Source organism: Microcoleus sp. PH2017_05_CCC_O_A (assembly GCF_020738785.1).
Classification (GTDB): domain Bacteria; phylum Cyanobacteriota; class Cyanobacteriia; order Cyanobacteriales; family Microcoleaceae; genus Microcoleus.
This window is the reverse complement of the sequence record NZ_JAEQCB010000062.1, coordinates 24,476-42,198: the sequence shown is the minus strand read 5'-3', so window position 1 is coordinate 42,198 and position 17,723 is coordinate 24,476. Positions and strand designations below refer to the sequence as shown.

The 17,723-nt window shown below is 44.5% G+C and carries 13 protein-coding genes and 1 pseudogene; 3 read left to right on the top strand and 11 right to left on the bottom strand.

What is annotated here, in order from left to right; all coding sequences use genetic code 11:
• Nucleotides 1-91: 91 nt before the first annotated feature.
• A pseudogene (coaBC, locus tag JGK20_RS15695) lies at nt 92-1,275 on the top strand (bifunctional phosphopantothenoylcysteine decarboxylase/phosphopantothenate--cysteine ligase CoaBC).
• 126 nt (nt 1,276-1,401) lie between these two features.
• Here the strand turns inward: coaBC and JGK20_RS15690 are convergent.
• Together JGK20_RS15690 and JGK20_RS15685 are read right to left on the bottom strand one after the other, a co-directional pair.
• Nucleotides 1,402-1,788, bottom strand: a complete 387-nt coding sequence (locus JGK20_RS15690) for a transcriptional regulator (RefSeq protein WP_293223907.1) — start codon at nt 1,786-1,788, stop codon at nt 1,402-1,404.
• The gene (locus JGK20_RS15685) at nt 1,757-2,104 is read right to left on the bottom strand and encodes a type II toxin-antitoxin system RelE/ParE family toxin (RefSeq protein WP_293204751.1); all 348 of its coding nucleotides are present in this window, start codon (nt 2,102-2,104) and stop codon (nt 1,757-1,759) included. The genes JGK20_RS15690 and JGK20_RS15685 overlap by 32 nt, the downstream gene beginning before the upstream one ends.
• 170 nt (nt 2,105-2,274) lie before the next feature.
• Here JGK20_RS15685 and JGK20_RS15680 point away from each other — a divergent pair, with 170 nt between their 5' ends.
• Nucleotides 2,275-2,745 carry a hypothetical protein gene (locus JGK20_RS15680; RefSeq protein ID WP_293231282.1) on the top strand — a complete coding sequence of 157 codons (471 nt, stop codon included), beginning with the start codon at nt 2,275-2,277 and terminating at the stop codon, nt 2,743-2,745.
• Nucleotides 2,746-3,303: 558 nt separating this feature from the next.
• On the opposite strand, the gene JGK20_RS15675 is transcribed toward JGK20_RS15680, so the two are convergent.
• The 5 genes from JGK20_RS15675 to JGK20_RS15655 all read right to left on the bottom strand — a co-directional run bounded on the left by JGK20_RS15675 (nt 3,304) and on the right by JGK20_RS15655 (nt 10,340).
• Nucleotides 3,304-4,992, bottom strand: a complete 1,689-nt coding sequence (locus JGK20_RS15675) for a DUF262 domain-containing HNH endonuclease family protein (protein WP_293231279.1) — start codon at nt 4,990-4,992, stop codon at nt 3,304-3,306.
• Nucleotides 4,993-5,151: 159 nt separating this feature from the next.
• Nucleotides 5,152-6,222 (bottom strand): aromatic ring-hydroxylating dioxygenase subunit alpha, encoded by a 1,071-nt coding sequence (locus JGK20_RS15670; protein WP_293231277.1) that lies wholly within the window; start codon nt 6,220-6,222, stop codon nt 5,152-5,154.
• Nucleotides 6,222-6,908, bottom strand: coding sequence for a class I SAM-dependent methyltransferase (locus tag JGK20_RS15665; RefSeq protein WP_293231274.1), 687 nt, complete (start codon nt 6,906-6,908; stop codon nt 6,222-6,224). The genes JGK20_RS15670 and JGK20_RS15665 overlap by 1 nt, the downstream gene beginning before the upstream one ends.
• A gap of 93 nt (nt 6,909-7,001) precedes the next feature.
• Nucleotides 7,002-8,162: a low temperature requirement protein A gene (locus JGK20_RS15660; RefSeq protein WP_293176320.1), complete on the bottom strand. Its 1,161-nt coding sequence runs from the start codon at nt 8,160-8,162 to the stop codon at nt 7,002-7,004.
• Between the two features lie 225 nt (nt 8,163-8,387).
• The gene (locus tag JGK20_RS15655) at nt 8,388-10,340 is read right to left on the bottom strand and encodes an FAD-dependent oxidoreductase (protein ID WP_293231271.1); all 1,953 of its coding nucleotides are present in this window, start codon (nt 10,338-10,340) and stop codon (nt 8,388-8,390) included.
• Between the two features lie 374 nt (nt 10,341-10,714).
• Here JGK20_RS15655 and JGK20_RS15650 point away from each other — a divergent pair, with 374 nt between their 5' ends.
• The gene (locus JGK20_RS15650; protein WP_293231268.1) at nt 10,715-12,397 is read left to right on the top strand and encodes a N,N-dimethylformamidase beta subunit family domain-containing protein; all 1,683 of its coding nucleotides are present in this window, start codon (nt 10,715-10,717) and stop codon (nt 12,395-12,397) included.
• Between the two features lie 395 nt (nt 12,398-12,792).
• Here JGK20_RS15650 and JGK20_RS15645 read toward each other — a convergent pair whose 3' ends face one another.
• The 4 genes from JGK20_RS15645 to JGK20_RS15630 all read right to left on the bottom strand — a co-directional run bounded on the left by JGK20_RS15645 (nt 12,793) and on the right by JGK20_RS15630 (nt 17,705).
• Entirely contained in the window at nt 12,793-13,362 is a 570-nt protein-coding gene (locus JGK20_RS15645) for a MarR family winged helix-turn-helix transcriptional regulator (RefSeq protein WP_293191620.1), read from the bottom strand.
• A 1,159-nt stretch (nt 13,363-14,521) separates the two neighbouring features.
• Nucleotides 14,522-14,779 (bottom strand): hypothetical protein, encoded by a 258-nt coding sequence (locus JGK20_RS15640; RefSeq protein WP_293185797.1) that lies wholly within the window; start codon nt 14,777-14,779, stop codon nt 14,522-14,524.
• A 31-nt stretch (nt 14,780-14,810) separates the two neighbouring features.
• Nucleotides 14,811-15,140, bottom strand: a complete 330-nt coding sequence (locus tag JGK20_RS15635) for a hypothetical protein (protein ID WP_293185799.1) — start codon at nt 15,138-15,140, stop codon at nt 14,811-14,813.
• Nucleotides 15,141-15,242: 102 nt separating this feature from the next.
• Nucleotides 15,243-17,705: a CHASE2 domain-containing protein gene (locus tag JGK20_RS15630; RefSeq protein WP_293216200.1), complete on the bottom strand. Its 2,463-nt coding sequence runs from the start codon at nt 17,703-17,705 to the stop codon at nt 15,243-15,245.
• Nucleotides 17,706-17,723: the final 18 nt, after the last annotated feature.

The following is a 17,723-nucleotide window of genomic DNA, read 5'->3' as shown; positions in this document are numbered from 1 at the left end:
TCCCCGCTCGCGAGCAGTATAATACTCGCGAGCGGGGACGCTCGCACTATATGCAAAACTGAGATGCTCCCTATCTAAAATATAAAATCCTATGGTGAATGGCAGACGAGTTTTAATCGGCGTTAGTGGCGGGATTGCGGCTTACAAAGTTTGTGAAGTAGTTTCAACTTTAGCAAAAGCAGGAGCTGAAGTTAAAGCAATTCTTACTGATGCGGCTGGCGAGTTTGTCACGCCTTTAACTTTTGCTACTCTTTCCCGCCATCCTGCTTTTACAGATCGGGATTTTTGGCAAGCAAATCACGGCCGCCCGCTGCATATTCAACTGGGAGAATGGGCGGAAGTTTTTGTAATTGCTCCCCTGACTTGGCGGGGGGTTTTGCTGATAATTTGTTGACTAATACTGTCTTAGCTTCTACTTGCCCAATTTTGCTGGCGCCGGCGATGAATACTGATATGTGGGAACAGCCGGCGGTGCAGCGGAATTGGCGGGAAGTGTTGACTTATCGGCGCTATCATGCGGCGAATCCGGGGGCGGGAATGCTGGCGTGCGATCGCGCGGGTGTTGGCCGGATGGCTGAACCTAATGAGATTTTGCCTCATATTGAGTCGCTGTTGTATACCAAGGGCGATCGAGATTTAGCGGGCAAGCGGGTGTTAATCAGTGCGGGAGGAACCCGAGAACACCTCGATCCGGTGCGGTTTATCGGCAATCCTTCCACGGGCAAAATGGGCATAGCTTTGGCGCAAGCTGCACTGCATCGCGGCGCGGCTGTGACGCTGGTACACAGCATAACTGGGGAATTGTCGCTGTCTGGTGTACGGGCGATCGCAGTTACCAGCGCCCAAGAAATGCGACAGGCGATGCTAGAATGCTTTCACGATGCCGATTTGACGGTGATGGCGGCGGCGGTGGCGGATGTCAAACCAGTCGATCGCAGTAATCAGAAATTGCCAAAGCGATCGCTCCCCAATTCTTTACCGTTAGCGCCTGTAGCCGATATTGTGGCAGAGTTGGGGAACTTGAAGCAGCCACACCAAAAACTCATCGGCTTTGCAGCACAAACTGGGGATATTGTCAAGCCTGCGGTGGAGAAATTGCGGGCTAAGAAGCTGGATGTAATTGCCGCAAACCCGATCGATAAAATAGGTGCTGGTTTCGGCAGCAATACCAATCAAGCAATATTAATTAATACCGCCGGGAAGCAAGTAGAAATTGCACCTTGCAGCAAGCTAGAAATGGCTCACCGACTATTAGATTTTGCGATAGAGCGGTGATATGATTCTCGGTGAATTAACGACCATATTTGTAGGGGCGGATTCACAAAAAATCTTTGATTCACATTCACAATATCTATAAACCCGCCTTGACCGATGCACAGAATGCGATCGACTTCCAACTGGTTATAAATTTGCTGGTTCCGGGCATAATTCTGATTCCACAAAAGTTGTTGATTCCGACTCGGCCGGCAACTCAATATTTGCGATCGTAATTTCTAGTTTAAACCCTAAAGCTTCAAGCAATTCTACCAAACTGTAAATTTCAGAACCGCCGCTTTCAGTCAGCATCTTGTCGAGTTTTTCGTGAACTTCTTTTGCTGACTCAGAAAGAGCATTCATCCTGATTCGAGCCTCAATCACATTTCTGATGGCATTTCTCAAAAGTGCGGGTTCAGGATCTTTTTCTTCCAAAATAGCCCCGATGTAACCAGCAGCTTCTTCAGCCTCTTTGAGAGATTCAATGAGGTACTCGCGGTAGCTATGACTTGTCGGTGCTTTCACGTCTTTCATAATCTTTCCAGTATGCTATGGCTTGTCGAATATCTTGTTCTTGAGTGCTTTTATCTCCGGCTACCAGGATGACCACCACTGTCAACCCAACTTGTCCGAAGTAGACGCGGTAGCCCGGGCCATAATTAATTCTGAGTTCAAAAACTCCTTCTCCTACTGACTTGATATCTCCGAGATTGCCTTGTTGAACTCGGTCAAGCCTAGACTTGATTCTAAATCTGACATTCCGATCGCGAACGGAATCAAGCCACTCGTCGAAAGGAAATTTGCCATCTGATGTACCGTAACTTGTAATTTCCCTGGGTTGTACTTCCACAATTTTATCCTAATTCTTTGCCAATTTCTATAATAAGGCTGTGAAGCGTAGCTATCCCGTAGGGAATCGCCACCGCCTTCCCCAAGCAAATCATACTTTAGATAGAGGCATTCGATCGCCTTTCAGGTAAACCTTGTGCAGGAAACTTTGATTAAAACAGGGAGTTGTAAATGAACTTTAAATCGATCGCAAAAACCAATCTACTACTCAGCAGCCTAATCGTGAGTCTCGGATTCCAAACACTTCCAGCCGCAGCCGCAGTCACCGACGCGCAAGTTTCCGCCCTCGTAGAAGCGCTGCGACAAGCCGCCCCGCCGCAAACCGCAAATGACGGAATGTACAGTCAGTGGCAAGTTTTACCGAATAATATTTCCCGCTGGGCAAAATTCTGTACCAAACAAGATTTAACACCGCAACAATTTGAAGCCGACGCCACAAAAGCCAAAACAATTGTTACCTGTATCGTCGGCGATTTGCTGCGCGACGAATACAAAGCTAGCAGCAACAATGAATTAACCGCTATCCGCCGCGCCGCTTGCTGGTGGATGACAGGAGAATCCGCAGCTTGCAAAAGTGGCGCCACTGCTACTTATGCGGACAAAGTTGTCAGCGTTTACCAGCAGCAGCAGCCTAAAAAGTAAGGTTTGTGCTGCGGGATTTAGATTTTTTTGACCGCAGATAGGGGCAGATTAACGCAGATGAATTGCGATTTTTAGCAGAGGTGTAACCAATCCTATCGAGCCATCAGATGTAGGTTTTGGGCTGTGTAGCCTTCGGGCAAGTTAGAAATATGGGTTGCCTTCTGCTAAGAAGCAAGCTATAATCAGTAATGTACGACCGAACTGTTCGATAGAGCAGTGTAGGCCGCGCCAATTTTTTTCATGTTTCGTTCGCAAGAACAAGAAGAGAACCCAACAACAGGGTTCTATTTTAATTTATGGATGAGTAACTTTTCCTTTGATTTTAGCTTTCAATCTTGAAGCAATGGGTGCATCTCAATGCAAGCGAATATATGCGTAGGGGTGAAGCATGACCGCAGAAAATAGGAGATGATAACTAATAACTTATATGCGGTCATGCTTCGCCCTCTTCCTTGCGCCAGATGCACCCGAAGCAATTTCTGGTTTGATTGTTAATTTTAGCTCTGGCTTTTGTGCTGATGGACAGATAATAGCAATTTGATATCCAATTCAATTATCCTATAAGCGCCAAAGATTCTTGAGAACATTAATCTGCTCTTTCTGTCGTCGAGCGATTACTTCTGGCGTCCATTCCTGTTCCCGCAGCACTTGGGTAGTAAGTGCAAAGGGTGAAACACCTGTTTTAGTGGTGAAATACTTCTGTTTTTTTACATCAAAATCATAATTTTGTGCCAGAGTGTTTTTCGCACAAGATAGTAAAACTAAGTTGCCAAGACGATGTACATATTGAGCGTGCTCTTGCTGATTAGCAAACCACTTCATCCACTCACTATTAGCACCTAGATTTTGGGGAAGTACGTGCTCGACAGTAATGTTGGAGAAGTTGTAAGATGCTTCACCTTCTGACAGAGCAGCATCTAAGCGCACCAAAACATAACGACGAATTTTTTGCATTAGGTAAAGGTCACTATCGAGGACTCTAAGGATATTGTTTGACTCTTCAGGAGTAAACTGGAGCGGTGAATAGGCATTGAATAAATCTTCCTCTTGCTCAATAGCAGTAAGCAATCTGCTGTAACGTTCTATGCGCTCATTGATATTGGCGCGGACAATCATTAAACCTGCGGCAAGGCGGTCTAAATCTCTAAAGAAACGCAGCAAATTATCGGGGTTATTACGGTTACGGTTGCGAGATAGGTAGAGAATGGCAGGTGGTACCCAGTCAAAATTATCAATTTTGTTTAACCATTTAAATAGTTGATTAATTTCCTGTGCACGCGCCTCGCTTTCATAGGTTAAGTTGTAAATGTCCGAAAAAGCCTTAGCATAAGGAGCTAAAATTTCATCAATGAATTGCTGAGGCCCAGCCGCAGGATTGATGTTTTCTTGAAACTCTTTAAGGATACTCTTGCTAAGTTTTTTCTTTTCCTTAATCATGCGAATATGAGAAAACAAATCTTTGAATAACTCGCGTCCCAGATTCTCCTCGGTATCTTCCCACTTTTTAGTATATTTTTCTTGTTGACTTTCGGGTATTTTTCCGATAATGTCAGCTTTCAAGATATCAGTTACAGAAAGATCTAATCCCCTATTGTTCAACACAGAGAATATCCGATATGCAGAGTCAAAGTCAGGCGTAGAAACCACTACTAAGAAGCACTGAGTAATGATGAACTGGGCAAGGCGTATACAGCAATGTTCGCCTATTGCATGGAAACGTTGCAAGAATAAATGTGCATTTTCTTTAATCAGCTTCTGACTATCCATCAGCTCAACACTGTTCAACTCTTTGAGCTTGTTAATACCACCTTCATTTTGAATATATTCCTTGAAAAAGTCTGCATCTCGCTCGCGCAAAGTCAAACGGTAACGATTAGGAGTACCCGCAATCAAGCTGCCTCTTTGGTATAGAAAAGTGGTCAAGTCATTGGCGTGTTCTGTTGGCAATGATGCCCTGAGAGCAGCTAGTAGTATGGTGAGAGTCGTTAGACGTTGCTGACCATCTACAATTTCAGCGGCTGGCTGCTCCGATTTAATCAAAACTATGCTGCCTAGAAAGTAGGGGTTGAGTTCATCAATCGTCTCGTTACCATCTCCCAAGAATGTTAGCAGGTCTTCCAGCAGTTCCCCAGCTTCCTCCTTTGTCCAAGCATAGGGACGCTGGTAGAGGGGAATGGTGAACATAAAGTCATCGCTAAAGATTTTTTTAATCGGATGTTGTTCACCCTTGATGCTGACACGGTTCATGCTTGGTTCCTGTGTTAGGTATGGTTGGTAATTGCTTCCCGAAAGTCAATTTTCCCTGTTGCTAGAATACCATGCTCAAGCTTGGAAAGGCGAACTCTCAACTTAGCCTGTGCAGGCTGGTTCCATTCGTCGCGCCGCAGATGTCAATCTGCGGCTGAATCACTCTTTTTCCGCCTGACTTCTCATCAACTTTTGCACGCTACCCAACGCCCGATTTAATTCGTAACTCTTTCTTTCCGAATTCTGCAAAAAAGCCTGCTGTTCTTCCTCAATCATTAACACATCCTGCCGCACCAAACCATCTAATAACTTTTGAGCAGCACCAAAACAACTATCTTTGATAAACTTGCGAAACCACACAGGCAATTTGTGCAGCCGCCAAAACGCATTTAATGAGGTAAAATGAACTAAATAAGCGCGAGTTGCTGTCTCGCTTACCGGGCAAACTAAGCAGTAAATCTTAAAGTCGCTTCCCAATGTTGAAACCCAGTGCGGGTAAACATAACTCACGTCAAGCGGTTCCGGGTGCAGTCGGCGCAGAGACTTAAAAAATAACTGGGAAATTGACCAAATTTTATCTATTTTGTAATAACTTTGTGCTTGATAGCGAGCTGTTACTTGATGCTCGTCTTCTGCTAAACTATCTAATACCGGATTTGCCCAAGCTTGCCAATCATCGTGCAAGTGTCCGTGGTACATATCCATCAAATTTTCAATTAAAAATGAATAGTGTGCCTGACAGTCGATGACTGAGACTGTGGCAATATAATTGAGATGTTCCCACTCGGGCAAATCCAATAAATCTATTTTTTCGGCTTGGGTTTTGTCGCCGGGAAACAGCCAGATAAAACCGTTTTGCTCCTTGACTGGATAGGAGCGAATTTTGCAGTTAGGTAGCTTTTGGTTTTCTGCTAAATAATCGACTTCGGCGCATTCTCCGCTTGCATTTAATCGCCATCCGTGGTACGCGCATTCGATTAAATCGCCTTTAACTTTGCCGTGGCTGAGTTTAACTTGTCGGTGCGGGCACCTATCTTCTAAGGCGTTGATTTTGCCTGTACTGTCGCGGAAAAGTGCGATCGCCCGATGCCACAATATCACAGCTAGGGGCTGACTCTGTACCTCTGTGCTGCGGGCGACTGCATACCATTGCTCCAAATTAATGCCCAACTCGCGGATGTGAGTTTTTTCTCCCCTTGCAGATATCGATCCGATCGCGTTATTTTGCATTACAAATTTTCCCAAATTACGCCCATAGAACAACCCAATTTTACAAAATAACAGCCGGGAAAGCAACGGCCGTAAATTCTTTTAAATCTCCCTTCTGACAAATACCTGTCGCTCGCTAAATGCTTCAACCAGCTTGGCGACAATCTAAATTTCAACAATCTTGAAGCATCGCGAAATCCGTATTTAGAACAATCGGGAATAAAATCTCTAATTGCACCTATAATGTAGCCGAGGGTGGCTGGTGTTTCGACTTCCGAGACATTATCTAAAAAGACAATTTTACCCTGCCGATTTAACAAGTTCTTAATGCCTGAGAGGGCGACGGGTAGGTTGGGTAGGTGGTGAAAAGTGGCGGCACTAACTATTAAATCAAATTGGCGATCGAGCGCTAATTGACTGGCATCCATTTGGATGTATTCGATATTGGGGGCTGAGCGTTTTTGACTAGCAATAGCCAGCATTTTTGCTGATAAATCTACCGCCACTACACGCTCGTAATACTTAGCTAATTCCCAAGCCAGAATGCCAGAACCGCAGCCAATATCTAATGCTGTACCTTTGTTGGAAGACAGATTTTTAGTAAAAAAATCGTTCTGGCTTTCCAAGGTGGCAGCGAAATCGTATTCTGTTGCAAAATCATCAAACGTTACAGATTTATTGGGGATTTTCCAGTTACTCTTCAGCATCTATTCTTGCTTTATACTCATTCAACATTTTACCCGCAGATGCACCCAAAGCCACGCGGATGTTTTTTTGTTCCCAAGCTCTGACTTTTCTCCTCAGCGAAACCACACCCACAAACCGTAACTCATCTGAATTGCTAGTAATATTACCAACAAACTCAGGAGAGCGATCGCTCCTAATCCTCCGAAAAGACCTACAATTAGTGTCACAACCGCCGCAGCTAACTTTAAGGCAGGACTCCATATCGGGTGAGCGGGTTCGTCCTCATCTCGGCGCAAAGTGGTTTCTAGTAGAGCAATCACAGCTAAAGAAATCGCTAAAGAACCACAAATTAAGCACCGCACGTTCAAAGGCAGCACTGTTGCTTTCGAGGCAATTACATTGTTGATTCCTGCCGCCGTTGCCGTCACCGACATTACCAGCGGCATATGCAAATATCCCCAAGCAAATACCCAACCAGTTGCAGGTTTTGGAGGCCTGCGAGCGACAAAATCAAAGTATATCCACCATATACCGAAAATCAGCGTCATTCCCAGAATTCCAGTGATGGCATGGGCGAATTCAAAGTGTTCTTTGGCGGCTAATCCTTGAACTACGCTGACTACGGCTTCCCCCAAAACTATAATCATAAATAGTCCGTATCTTTCGGGAAGTCTGGAACTGCTAAATTGGGGGAGTTTTGATTGGTGTCTGAGGGTAAATATCGGGGTATTGATATCTACAAATAAGCCAATTACCCACAAGATAAAACGTGTTGGGGGAGGTGCGAAAACGGATAAGATAAAAAAGGCGATCGAAATACTAGAACCAATGACAAACCGTTTCGCAGTTGGGCGGAAACTCGGTTCGTGGTAACCAGCACGCCACCAGAGAACAGTTACGATCGATCGCGCAAATACGTAAGATAAGGCAAAACCCACAGAGGTTTCTCCTAAACCGTGGTGGGAAAATACCGCCAATCCCGCTACAGCCAAAATTAGGAGAAACGTAAACAATCGATTTTCAATTCCTTCTGTCTCAAACCGCTCATTATAGTAAGTTGCACCGATCCAAACCCACCACGCGGGCAAGAATAGCAAGATGTATTTACCCGCGCCTACCCAAGAAACATCGATCGCCAAATTGTGCGATAATTCGGCAATAATAACTACGAATACCAGGTCAAAAAAGAGTTCCAGCCAGCTAACTTTTCGGTGCAATTGCTGTTCTTCGTCGGTGCGGATTTGCGGTTTTTGCCACCAGATTCTTTTAGCCATAAACCAATGTTTTGTGTGCTAATTTAACTCGAAATAAAATAAAAAGGTTCGTAGTGAGGACTTTAGTCCTTCTATGGATGCGGACTAAAGTCCTCACTACGAACCGATGACTGTTAAGGTTCGTAGTGAGGACTTTAGTCCTTCTTCTCCTGAGGACTAAAGTCCTCACTACGAACCAGTTTTTGTTCGTGCGGACACGATTGAAAATCCGCCCCGCTGCAAACCTTAGATTTTCAGCACGCCTTCGGGATTCACCGTCAAGAGCGATCGCCTCTGCAAACCCTCCTGGTATAAAATAGCATTAGCTGCCAACAAACCGCTGCTCACCGCCCTTTCCATTAAACCGCAAGGAAAAGGCATTTTTACCCAATCTCCCGCAAACAACAGATTGGGAACAGCGCAGCAAGTCTCCGGCCTTTCCGCATAACTACCGGGCGGATAGCCCGAGAAATTCTTTTGATTTACCAACTCCCGGTGCAGCAGAGTTGCTGCTTTTAATTCCGGTACAATTTCATACAATTCTTGCTCAAAAGTAGCCAGCAAAACTTCCTGGTTGGGGAATTCCTTCTCCTTGTAACAATAAGCGTGCAGTTCCACTACGCTACCGCCAGTTTTCTGATGCCACTCGATGAACTGATCCTGGATTTTGTGGTAAAGTGTGATGCTGTCAGTCAGTTTGTAGCCGGAAAGCGAACTAAAATTGCTGTGTTCCCAGGCAAAATCGCGATCGAACCAAAAACGCCCAACCGCAAACGGATCGGCTATTTTCAATTCCTCAATTCGGCTCTGCACCTGCGGATTCACCTCACCGCTGGCCAAACTAAACAAATGCTGCATCCCCGGAACATCCGCCGCAAATACATAATAATCAGCCTTCAATGTTTCCCCTGCATTCTGCGGTTGCGACTTATTAGGAGCGGTGGCTAACTGTATCTCATCGGATTTTTTATCAACTACTTTAAATCGAGGCAAATCCCGTTGAGCAGGCCCGCTCACAACTCGCCCATCAGCATCAAAAACTGCCCCATGACAAGGACAGTGAAATTGACCGTCATTTTGTTTCTGAACCGTGCAGCCTTGGTGAGTACAGCTCAGAGAAATTGCCTCTTTTCCTCCGGGTGCGGCGGCAAACACGCTGTCGCCAGCGCCGAAATATTCCGTAGAGTTGCTGTCAGTTAACAGCGCGTTTCGCTTTACCCAAAAAGGTACTTTACTCTGCACGTCTCCAGACTGATAAGTCAAAGAATCAATCTGACCGTTTTCCCAGTGAATTCCGCTAACTGCGACATCTGTCAATACTTTGCCACCTTTACTTTCAATGGATCTGGCAATCGGCTGCACCAAACTCGTGCCCATATCTTGCCGCGTGCCGTTGAAGGCCAAACCTTCTGGATTTCCGAAAAAGTAAAAGTGGAAGAATTGCATTAATTCTCCTACGCTCAATTCGTCGGGAGCGTTGAGACTGGACTTGGCAAAAGGCAGAAAATACAAGTCGTAAAGTCCGCGCGGGAATTCACCTTTTACCCAGTCGGCAACTGATATGTTGTCGAGGCGAGCGAAACTTTTTTGAGTTTGAAAACCGCCGATTTCCCGAAAAACTTGCCAGTGAGCGGGTTTTGTCAGGTTGATTCCCCACTTGAGCCTATTCGGAGAAGATATCCCCAAATCAACGATATTCCAGGGGAAAGCTGAATGGTTGGGACGGAAAACTTCTGGTTGGTATTTGCCGTCTCGAAACACAACGGCGTAGGATTCTAAAGATACAAAGTTATCGGTAATTTCTAGTTCTTTGACCACACTTTTGAGGTTGTAGTATTGCGGAAAAAAACCGTGAAAACCGTGTTCCATCATAAAGGTTTCGTTGCCGACTTGTATCGGCCAACTAGCAATTTTACCGCCGAGTTGGGGCGATTTGTCCAACAGCGTCACGGCGAAACCCCGCTGACTCAGTTCGTAAGCACAGGCGAGCCCTGCTAATCCTGCGCCGACAACTGCAACGGTTTTGGGTTTATTCAGCATTCGCGGCAAGTCAAGAGTATCTTGCACAAAAATGGCGGGTTCGGGCTTGGACAATCGAGAGTAGCCCAGCAGCCCGCCTGCGGCACCGACTCCGAGGAATTTGAGGGCGGTTCGTCGAGAAACTGGTGGAGATAGCGGTGGATTGGTTGATTCACTCATAAAGCTGGTTCACACAAATAAATCATCCGATTTTAGATTTCAGATTTTAGATTTTAGAGGCGATTCGCGGATGCTTCCGGGGACTTGTACCTAAAAACATCTCAAATCGGCTTTTCTATCTAAAACTGTTCGGTGATGGGACATACGCCATAAGGCATACATCATAAGACCTAATACATTATATGTGAAGAAAAATTCAGACAAATCACTCAGTCGGAGTAGGACGATCGCGCGTTGGCGAAGCCCTCGAAGAGGATCGCAAATTAATCTATCTCAGGTATGATGTTTCCAGGGCTATTGTAAAGTATTGTTACGCCCGATACACCCAAACCCAACCGTACAATCTATCACCTAAAATTCATAGACTTAAACCAGTGACAGTTAAACTATTGTCGAAATTGCGCCGCCGAGAGTTTCTGAAAGCTTTCTCACTTGGCTTAGCCGCCCCTTTTTTGTCTAACAGCGCAGCACATTCTCAAGACTATTCAAATATCGCAAAAAGTGCTATCGGCACCAATCTCACAGCCCGAGAAAACCAAAAACCCGGAACCCCAGACTGGGAGTTAGAAAATCCTGCTACGAAGCGAGAAATCGAAGGTTATGCCTCTCTGACCAGCGTCAATCTCGGCGGCGAAATTAAGTTATTTGTCAACACTAAAGAACCGAATTATAGCATAGAAATATTCCGCACCGGATGGTATAATGGACTCGGTGGCCGCCGGATGAATGACCCAATTGTGCGGAAGGGAATCAGACAGCCTCCGCCGAGAGAAGATGAAGCATCGGGACTGATAGAATGCGATTGGAAAGACCCGTATATTTTGCGAATTCCCGATCGCCCTTCCGACTGGACGAGCGGCATTTATTTAGCTAAACTCACTGCCAGTATCAGCGGGAAACAAAGTTATATTATCTTTATAGTGCGGGATGACGATCGCAAATCCGACATTTTATTTCAATCCAGCGTTACCACTTTCCAAGCGTACAACAATTGGGGTCACAAATCCCTTTACCGCTGGAACAGCATGGCAAAACAAGCTTACAAGGTTTCGTTTAATCGGCCCTACGCCATGAGTCCCAACCGCAAAGCAGCTTACGGCGTAGGTGCGGGGGAATTTCTGACAAATTTTCAGCCAAAAAGGAGAACTTCGAGCGCTGGTTGGGAATACAATATGGTCAGGTGGCTGGAAAAAGAAGGCTACGATGTTACCTATGCCACCAACATTGACACGCATTTTAACTCCCGGTTGCTGTTGTCTCACAAAGCATTTTTGTCCGTCGGTCACGACGAATACTGGTCGCGAGATATGCGAGAAAATATAGAAGCTGCTAGAGATGAAGGCGTCAGCATCGGATTTTTTGGTTCCAATATTTGCTATTGGCAGATCCGCCTAGAACCCAGCCGAATTACTGGGGAAGTAAACCGAACTGTGGTTGCTTATAAAGAAATGGCAGATTTAGACCCTATGGGTGGATTGCAAAAAGAATTAGGCGCCGTTAATTCGATAGTAAAAATAGCTAATACTGGGGAATTAAGCTATGGAACAGAGCAACTAGAAAGCACTCAAATAGCAACAAGTTACAATAAATCGCCAGCACTTAATTCTTTAGTAACAACTCGCTGGCGAGACCACTCTATCGGAAGTCCAGAAGATGCTTTAATAGGTGTTATGTACGAGACATTTCAAGTTAATTCTGATATTGTGATTGATAAAAATGCCCCGGATTGGCTGCTGGAAAAAACTCAGTTAAAACAGGGCGACAAGTTACCGGGACTGTTGGGTTATGAAGTCGATCGAATGTTTGGCAATGCTCCGAAAAATATAGTTCGGGTCGGGCATTCTCCATACCCTCACGGCGGCGGAACTCGCTATGCTGATATGACGGTTTATACAGCAGATTCGGGGGCGAAAGTATTCGCGACTGGTTCGATGCAGTGGGCGTGGGGATTGGACGATTACAATGCGCCGCAGTTGCGATCGCCTGTTTTAAATGCCGGAGCTCAGCAGATAACGCGAAACGTTTTAGCAAAGCTGTTAAATTCAGCCAAAAAGTAAATTATGTAATAACTATCCTCTATCTCCATAAGCGGCAAGGTAAAGGGAAGCAGAGCCTCCGAATCTGCATTACTAGGCTCTTCCTGGTAACGAGCAACGAGCAAACATTGCTTAAGTTATTAAATTGTTATTCCTAATCAAGGTACGTAGTTGGGCTTAAGCCCTCTTTAGGCCTATGGATAAAGAGGGCCCAAGCCCAACTACGTACCTAATTTTTGTGATGACTATAAAACCATCCTGCTTCTTAACGGGGATGCGAGGGGGATATCCAAGTATAAGGAGTGTTAAATGAACCGTATTGGGCTATAGGTCAACTAAAAAGCTGTAGGGTGCGGACTACGTACCCTACAACCTATATGTCACAGATTAAACAGTAAATAGATGTATATGAGGTTTTACCGATCGTTAGATTTGCCGTCAAACACCTCTCTGAGTAACGTCAATCCTGCTAAAACGCTCTCCATCTGCTCCTCAGACAAATCCTCGAACATTGGCGAAATATTGCTACAGGTGAGCGCTTGAATTTCTTCGAGCCTCGCACGACCAGTTTCTGTCAGTTTCAGCACCACCGCTCGCCGTTCCTGAGGATGTTCTTTGCGGTCTACAAATTTTTCCTGAACCAAGCGCTCGCAAATTGCAGAAGCAGTCGGTCGAGTTACCCCCAAATAATCTGCTAACTTGGATAAAGAAGAACCTGGATAGCGGTAAAGAAACATAAGACTGCGAAACTGAGATATCGATAAAAAGGGTTCTCCTTGATTTCGCATTTGGGCTCGAATCGACCCCACAATCAGCGGAATGATTTCCACTACTGCCGCAGCGCAGCTATCGGGGGTTATTCCTGTAGAGGATTGTTCCAAATTCATCTTTCTTCCCCCTGAAAAATCTCCACCATTGCTGTACTCAGCAAGGTGGCGTGAGCAAAAGGGATGCTCGGTTGGTGCAGCATACAAATCAAATTTCATGTTTGAGTAAAAAAACCTTGGCGTCAACAGAGGCTTTCTGTGAAGCTCCTGCACTTGCTCGGAGGGTGCTTCAGTGACTTATTTAGGTTTTTAGTTTACTTTTCCCAGGGGGGTGTAAGTAAGTATAGGCGACTCGGGCATTTAATTATGGACGGATCGCTAATTTGCTTTATAGACAGTACAGGTATTCGCTCTGCACCGCAATTGCAGTAATACTAACTGTTAGCTATTCTAACAGTTTAGAATTAATTTGTTTGGCTAAATTTGTCAATTTATATGAAAATCGTGTGTAAATTTGGAAATTCAATCTGTTTATCAATCCCTGACTTGAATTTACTGCAATTAACTGCCACACGCGGCTATTTTCATTGAGGGAGCTGGAAATGTTGTTTTTAATTTGGCATCGATTCTGTTTGGGTTGTCGATAGCTAACATTGGCGATCGACCGCATAGTGTAAAATTATTTATCTAATTAAGTATTATTACATATAAATTAGGAAAAGTGAGTTATATATATCACAGTTAGTTGCTCGATCGGAAAAAGTACCATAAATTTTGGAGTTTTTAACTGCCGATGGCTCGCGGGCGACACGCCCGTGCCACAATTAACAAAGATGAGTATAAAAAGTGAGAAAGTTGGTTTGATTAGTAGCCTTAACACTATTTTCGTAATCCGTACAAGTACCTATCAGATCGAAAATTGTTGGTGCGATCGCAAATCAAGTCAACAGCAAAGGAATGAGAATTAAATAACTTATTGATGGTTCTTGTGGGATGGGCGTCCCGCCCGTCCCACTTTCAAGAGTGTAAATTATTTACTTTGCGATCCAAAACTGAAATATACCGCCGCCAACTTGTCGCCACCCAAAATATCGACTTAGCCGAACTCTACCACGAGGCTTGCCATACTTTGCTCCCAGTGATAGCGCTAGTTAAATTTGATTGTTGCAACTTAATTTACAACCTAAAGACATAGGACATAAAAAGCAATTATTGAAAAATTTACGGTGAGAGTTCGATCTCAATCCCGAATTTCCGCTGCTTCAGGTTCAACTGTATTGATTGTTAGATTTATTTTTGGGTTGGAGTCTTTAAAAATATGCCACAGGATTTGATCGAGGGTGTTGAAATCAAGGCGGGATTTGCGATCGCAGGGGAATCAATTGCCGCTATTTCTCAAAATAAGCTGCCGTTGTAATTGCTCAACTAGAGCGTCGGTACAAATGTTGGGCTTGAATCCTTTGGAAGGTGGAGTGCTGGAATTTTGAAGAGTTTTTTTGGGAGATGGCTCTGGCTCGGGTTTTGGTTCGTAGGTGTCTAATATTGCGCTGAGTTTTTGGATTTTCTCCCATAGCTCTACTATCAAGGCTTCTTTTGCCTCGCTCGATAGTTGTTTTAAGTCGGGGAGTTTTTCCATTCCTTTATCTAATGTCTATATTGTCTTCTTGTTAAAGGGGTTGAGCAATTACCTTATTGGTTCTTTTGCATGATTTAGAAGGGTCGAGTCCACCAGGTTTGGTATTAGAATCGGGAGGTGTGTTAGGTGTTTTTGATACTTTCGATCCGGCCCCGGGTTTCGTGTTTTTGTCTGGTGGTGTGATTGGTGTTTTTATATCCGGCTTTCTCTGGGGTTTGGCGTTTTGTGCGATCGCAATTCGATGATTTTTGACCAAATTATTTTCTACTACAGTAGCTGGATGTGCCGGATTTGCCAGCGCTGACGCAGAATCGATCGCCAAAATTAAACCCAAAACTAACTGCAATTGCATTTTACACATAAAAGCTCTCTTCTCTCCCAGTCCCTCTGAGTTCGGAATTTGCTTGTATAGATGCGGTTTCAACCGCCGACATTTCTCCGAAATTTCAGCCGCCGAGGCTAATTAAGATCGATCGTACACAAACAAGATACCACCCGTCGCAACTAAAGCCACAACCGCCGGAACCAAAGGCATCCAGCCACCGAAAGTCAAAATTACCAAAGAACCTTGGTACAGCACACAGATCATAGCACCGCTAGCGATCGCCAACACCAAGAGCGATCGACCCCGCCAAACCAACAGCCCGCCCGTCACAGCCACCAACCACACAAAAACAGCATCTCCCCACTGTATCCCTTGCAATTGCGGCAAAACCCACAAAAGCGGCCTTTTATCAATTACAGCGCTGAGGATTTGACTCACCATGTGAGCGTGAATCCAAACTCCCGACATTTTACCGTAAGGAGTATCAGAATCCTCCCTCGAAACCTCCGAAGTGTGACCAATTAGGACAATTTTACCCTTGACTAAATCAGAGTTTATTTTCCCTTCCAATACTTCTTGAAGCGTCACTTTAAAAGCTGGCTTGGGGTTGGCGCGGTAGTTGAGCAATATTTGACTTACTAGCGCCTTTAAATCTTGATAACCTCCTGTACGAGTAGCCAATCTTTTGAATGTAACATCAGCGATTCGCCACTCTTGATTGTTACTTATCTGTGATTTTATTCCTTGATTTTCCAAAAAACGCAAAGCTAACAGAAAGCTGAAGCTAGTGGGAATTTTACACTTGTTAGTAAAACTAGAAAGATTTGGTTTATAGGAAAGAGATTGACGGCGAATACTGCTACCTTTTTCATGGCGCAATTCATCCGGAGTCAAATCGCTAAAACCAAGTTGATTGGTTAATTTAGCCTTAGACAATTCTGGCGGCGGATCGTAATTTATATCATTGGAACCATAACTGCATACAGTAATAATATTAGGATTGCTATCAAATAGGGAAATTAAATTTTTTCTTCCTGGCTCCCTTGCCACATTTCGGTGCATATTCAAACCAATTGCTATAGGTTTAAACTGCTGCAATTTGTCCATCGCCTTTGCTAAAGTAGCATCCGTTTGGGGATAGCCGTACTTCTCGGCATCCTTGTTTGTCACTTCCACAACCAGCAACCGATTGTCGATTAATTCCGGTTCGCGCTGGCTCATTAGTCGATCGAGCATTGACAGTTCCAGCGCCTCCATAACCCCCAGAGAGCGCGTTCCCATCACAGCCAGGGTACAGCCCGCACTCGCCAAAATCACCGACTTCAAACGCGAAAAAACATTAACCGGCGGTCTTTTCCCAGACGTGGGAAGCAAAGTCAAATCCTGGGCCACAGCAGGCGAATCCGGCGCCAGCAAAAAATCGTTCCAAACCGCAGGCTTCGCTGCCGGATGCTGCCAAATTACAGGCAACCAACTAGCACAAGGAAAATCCTTTTCCCAAGTCTCCAACCGCCGCCGTGCTTCCCCCGCTGCTGCATACAAAGACTTGCCATCCACAAACTCTTTAAGAAAACACTTTAAAAATTCTTGAGCCACAAAATCCGGCACAAACTCCCGCATTAAAATCATTTGCGGAATCATCTGAAAATCATCTAAATTTCTAGCCAAACCCAACCCATCGCAACAGTTAAAAATTGCAAGTTGCAAACCATTTTTTACCGCTTTCCTCAAGCCGCACCACAACTCATTAATTGTCAAAAAATCAGTTTGATTGATATATATTTTTCCAATATCGTCCTCAGTTTCCCCGTGTCCTGCAAAAAATATAATATCCCAAGATTGCTCCCAAAGTTCGTCGTTAATTTCGTCCTGTTTCGGTTCCACTAGAAACCTCACCTCAGCATTGGGAGACAAATTCTCCAAAATTTTCCTATCTTGCGTGATATCAATCCCAGCGCTGTTTCCCAGAATTGCTAAAATCCTTACCTTAGACTTGCGGATAGGTTGTCCAGGATTTTCCAGTGTTACATAGTTTAATTTACTCAGCGAAGGTTCGGCTTTCGGAAATCTTTCAAACAAATCCCACTGATTCCAAGGCAGTTTGTGCAAGTGTTTGTCATTTGTGCAAATCAGCACCCTTGCCTCTTCATCTGGATTTAAATTGTCCCCAATTATTCTATCTACCCTAGCAAATTCAGGAGACTTCAGCCAATCATTCAGCATCAACACAAGTTTTTTCCCAGACTCTTTGCAATCATTCACAGGACTTCTTGCATTAATCTTTTTCGGTTTTATCCGACGAAAAGACAATCCTTTAGCCACCGTCGATTTCACAGCAGTATTTTTTTTGGCATCTTTGTGCAAAAAAGGGTAAATTAAATGCACTAAATTTTCCTGGTGATGCCGGGAATTTGTTCCCATAGCTCGATATTTTTCCCGCCAATGTTCTTCTTCAAAAGCTGCTATTTGCGGGTTGGCTGGCAATGTTTTACTTTCCGTAAAGTCCGTAGAGGGAAATTGATTATTTTTCCCAATTTTTATGGTGCAGCGAAAACCTTCTTCGCAATCTCCGTCTAATTTCAAAACAATTAACTTATCCATAATTCACACCCCCTCTTG

Excerpts from the sequence above, each read along its gene's own strand:
- JGK20_RS15635 (WP_293185799.1), bottom strand. The coding sequence starts at position 15,140 with ATGTGTAAAATGCAATTGCAGTTAGTTTTGGGTTTAATTTTGGCGATC.
- JGK20_RS15690 (WP_293223907.1), bottom strand. The coding sequence starts at position 1,788 with ATGAAAGACGTGAAAGCACCGACAAGTCATAGCTACCGCGAGTACCTC.
- JGK20_RS15645 (WP_293191620.1), bottom strand. The coding sequence starts at position 13,362 with ATGAAATTTGATTTGTATGCTGCACCAACCGAGCATCCCTTTTGCTCA.
- JGK20_RS15665 (WP_293231274.1), bottom strand. The coding sequence starts at position 6,908 with ATGCTGAAGAGTAACTGGAAAATCCCCAATAAATCTGTAACGTTTGAT.
- JGK20_RS15675 (WP_293231279.1), bottom strand. The coding sequence starts at position 4,992 with ATGAACCGTGTCAGCATCAAGGGTGAACAACATCCGATTAAAAAAATC.
- JGK20_RS15660 (WP_293176320.1), bottom strand. The coding sequence starts at position 8,162 with ATGGCTAAAAGAATCTGGTGGCAAAAACCGCAAATCCGCACCGACGAA.
- JGK20_RS15670 (WP_293231277.1), bottom strand. The coding sequence starts at position 6,222 with ATGCAAAATAACGCGATCGGATCGATATCTGCAAGGGGAGAAAAAACT.
- JGK20_RS15640 (WP_293185797.1), bottom strand. The coding sequence starts at position 14,779 with ATGGAAAAACTCCCCGACTTAAAACAACTATCGAGCGAGGCAAAAGAA.
- JGK20_RS15630 (WP_293216200.1), bottom strand. The coding sequence starts at position 17,705 with ATGGATAAGTTAATTGTTTTGAAATTAGACGGAGATTGCGAAGAAGGT.
- JGK20_RS15680 (WP_293231282.1), top strand. The coding sequence starts at position 2,275 with ATGAACTTTAAATCGATCGCAAAAACCAATCTACTACTCAGCAGCCTA.
- JGK20_RS15655 (WP_293231271.1), bottom strand. The coding sequence starts at position 10,340 with ATGAGTGAATCAACCAATCCACCGCTATCTCCACCAGTTTCTCGACGA.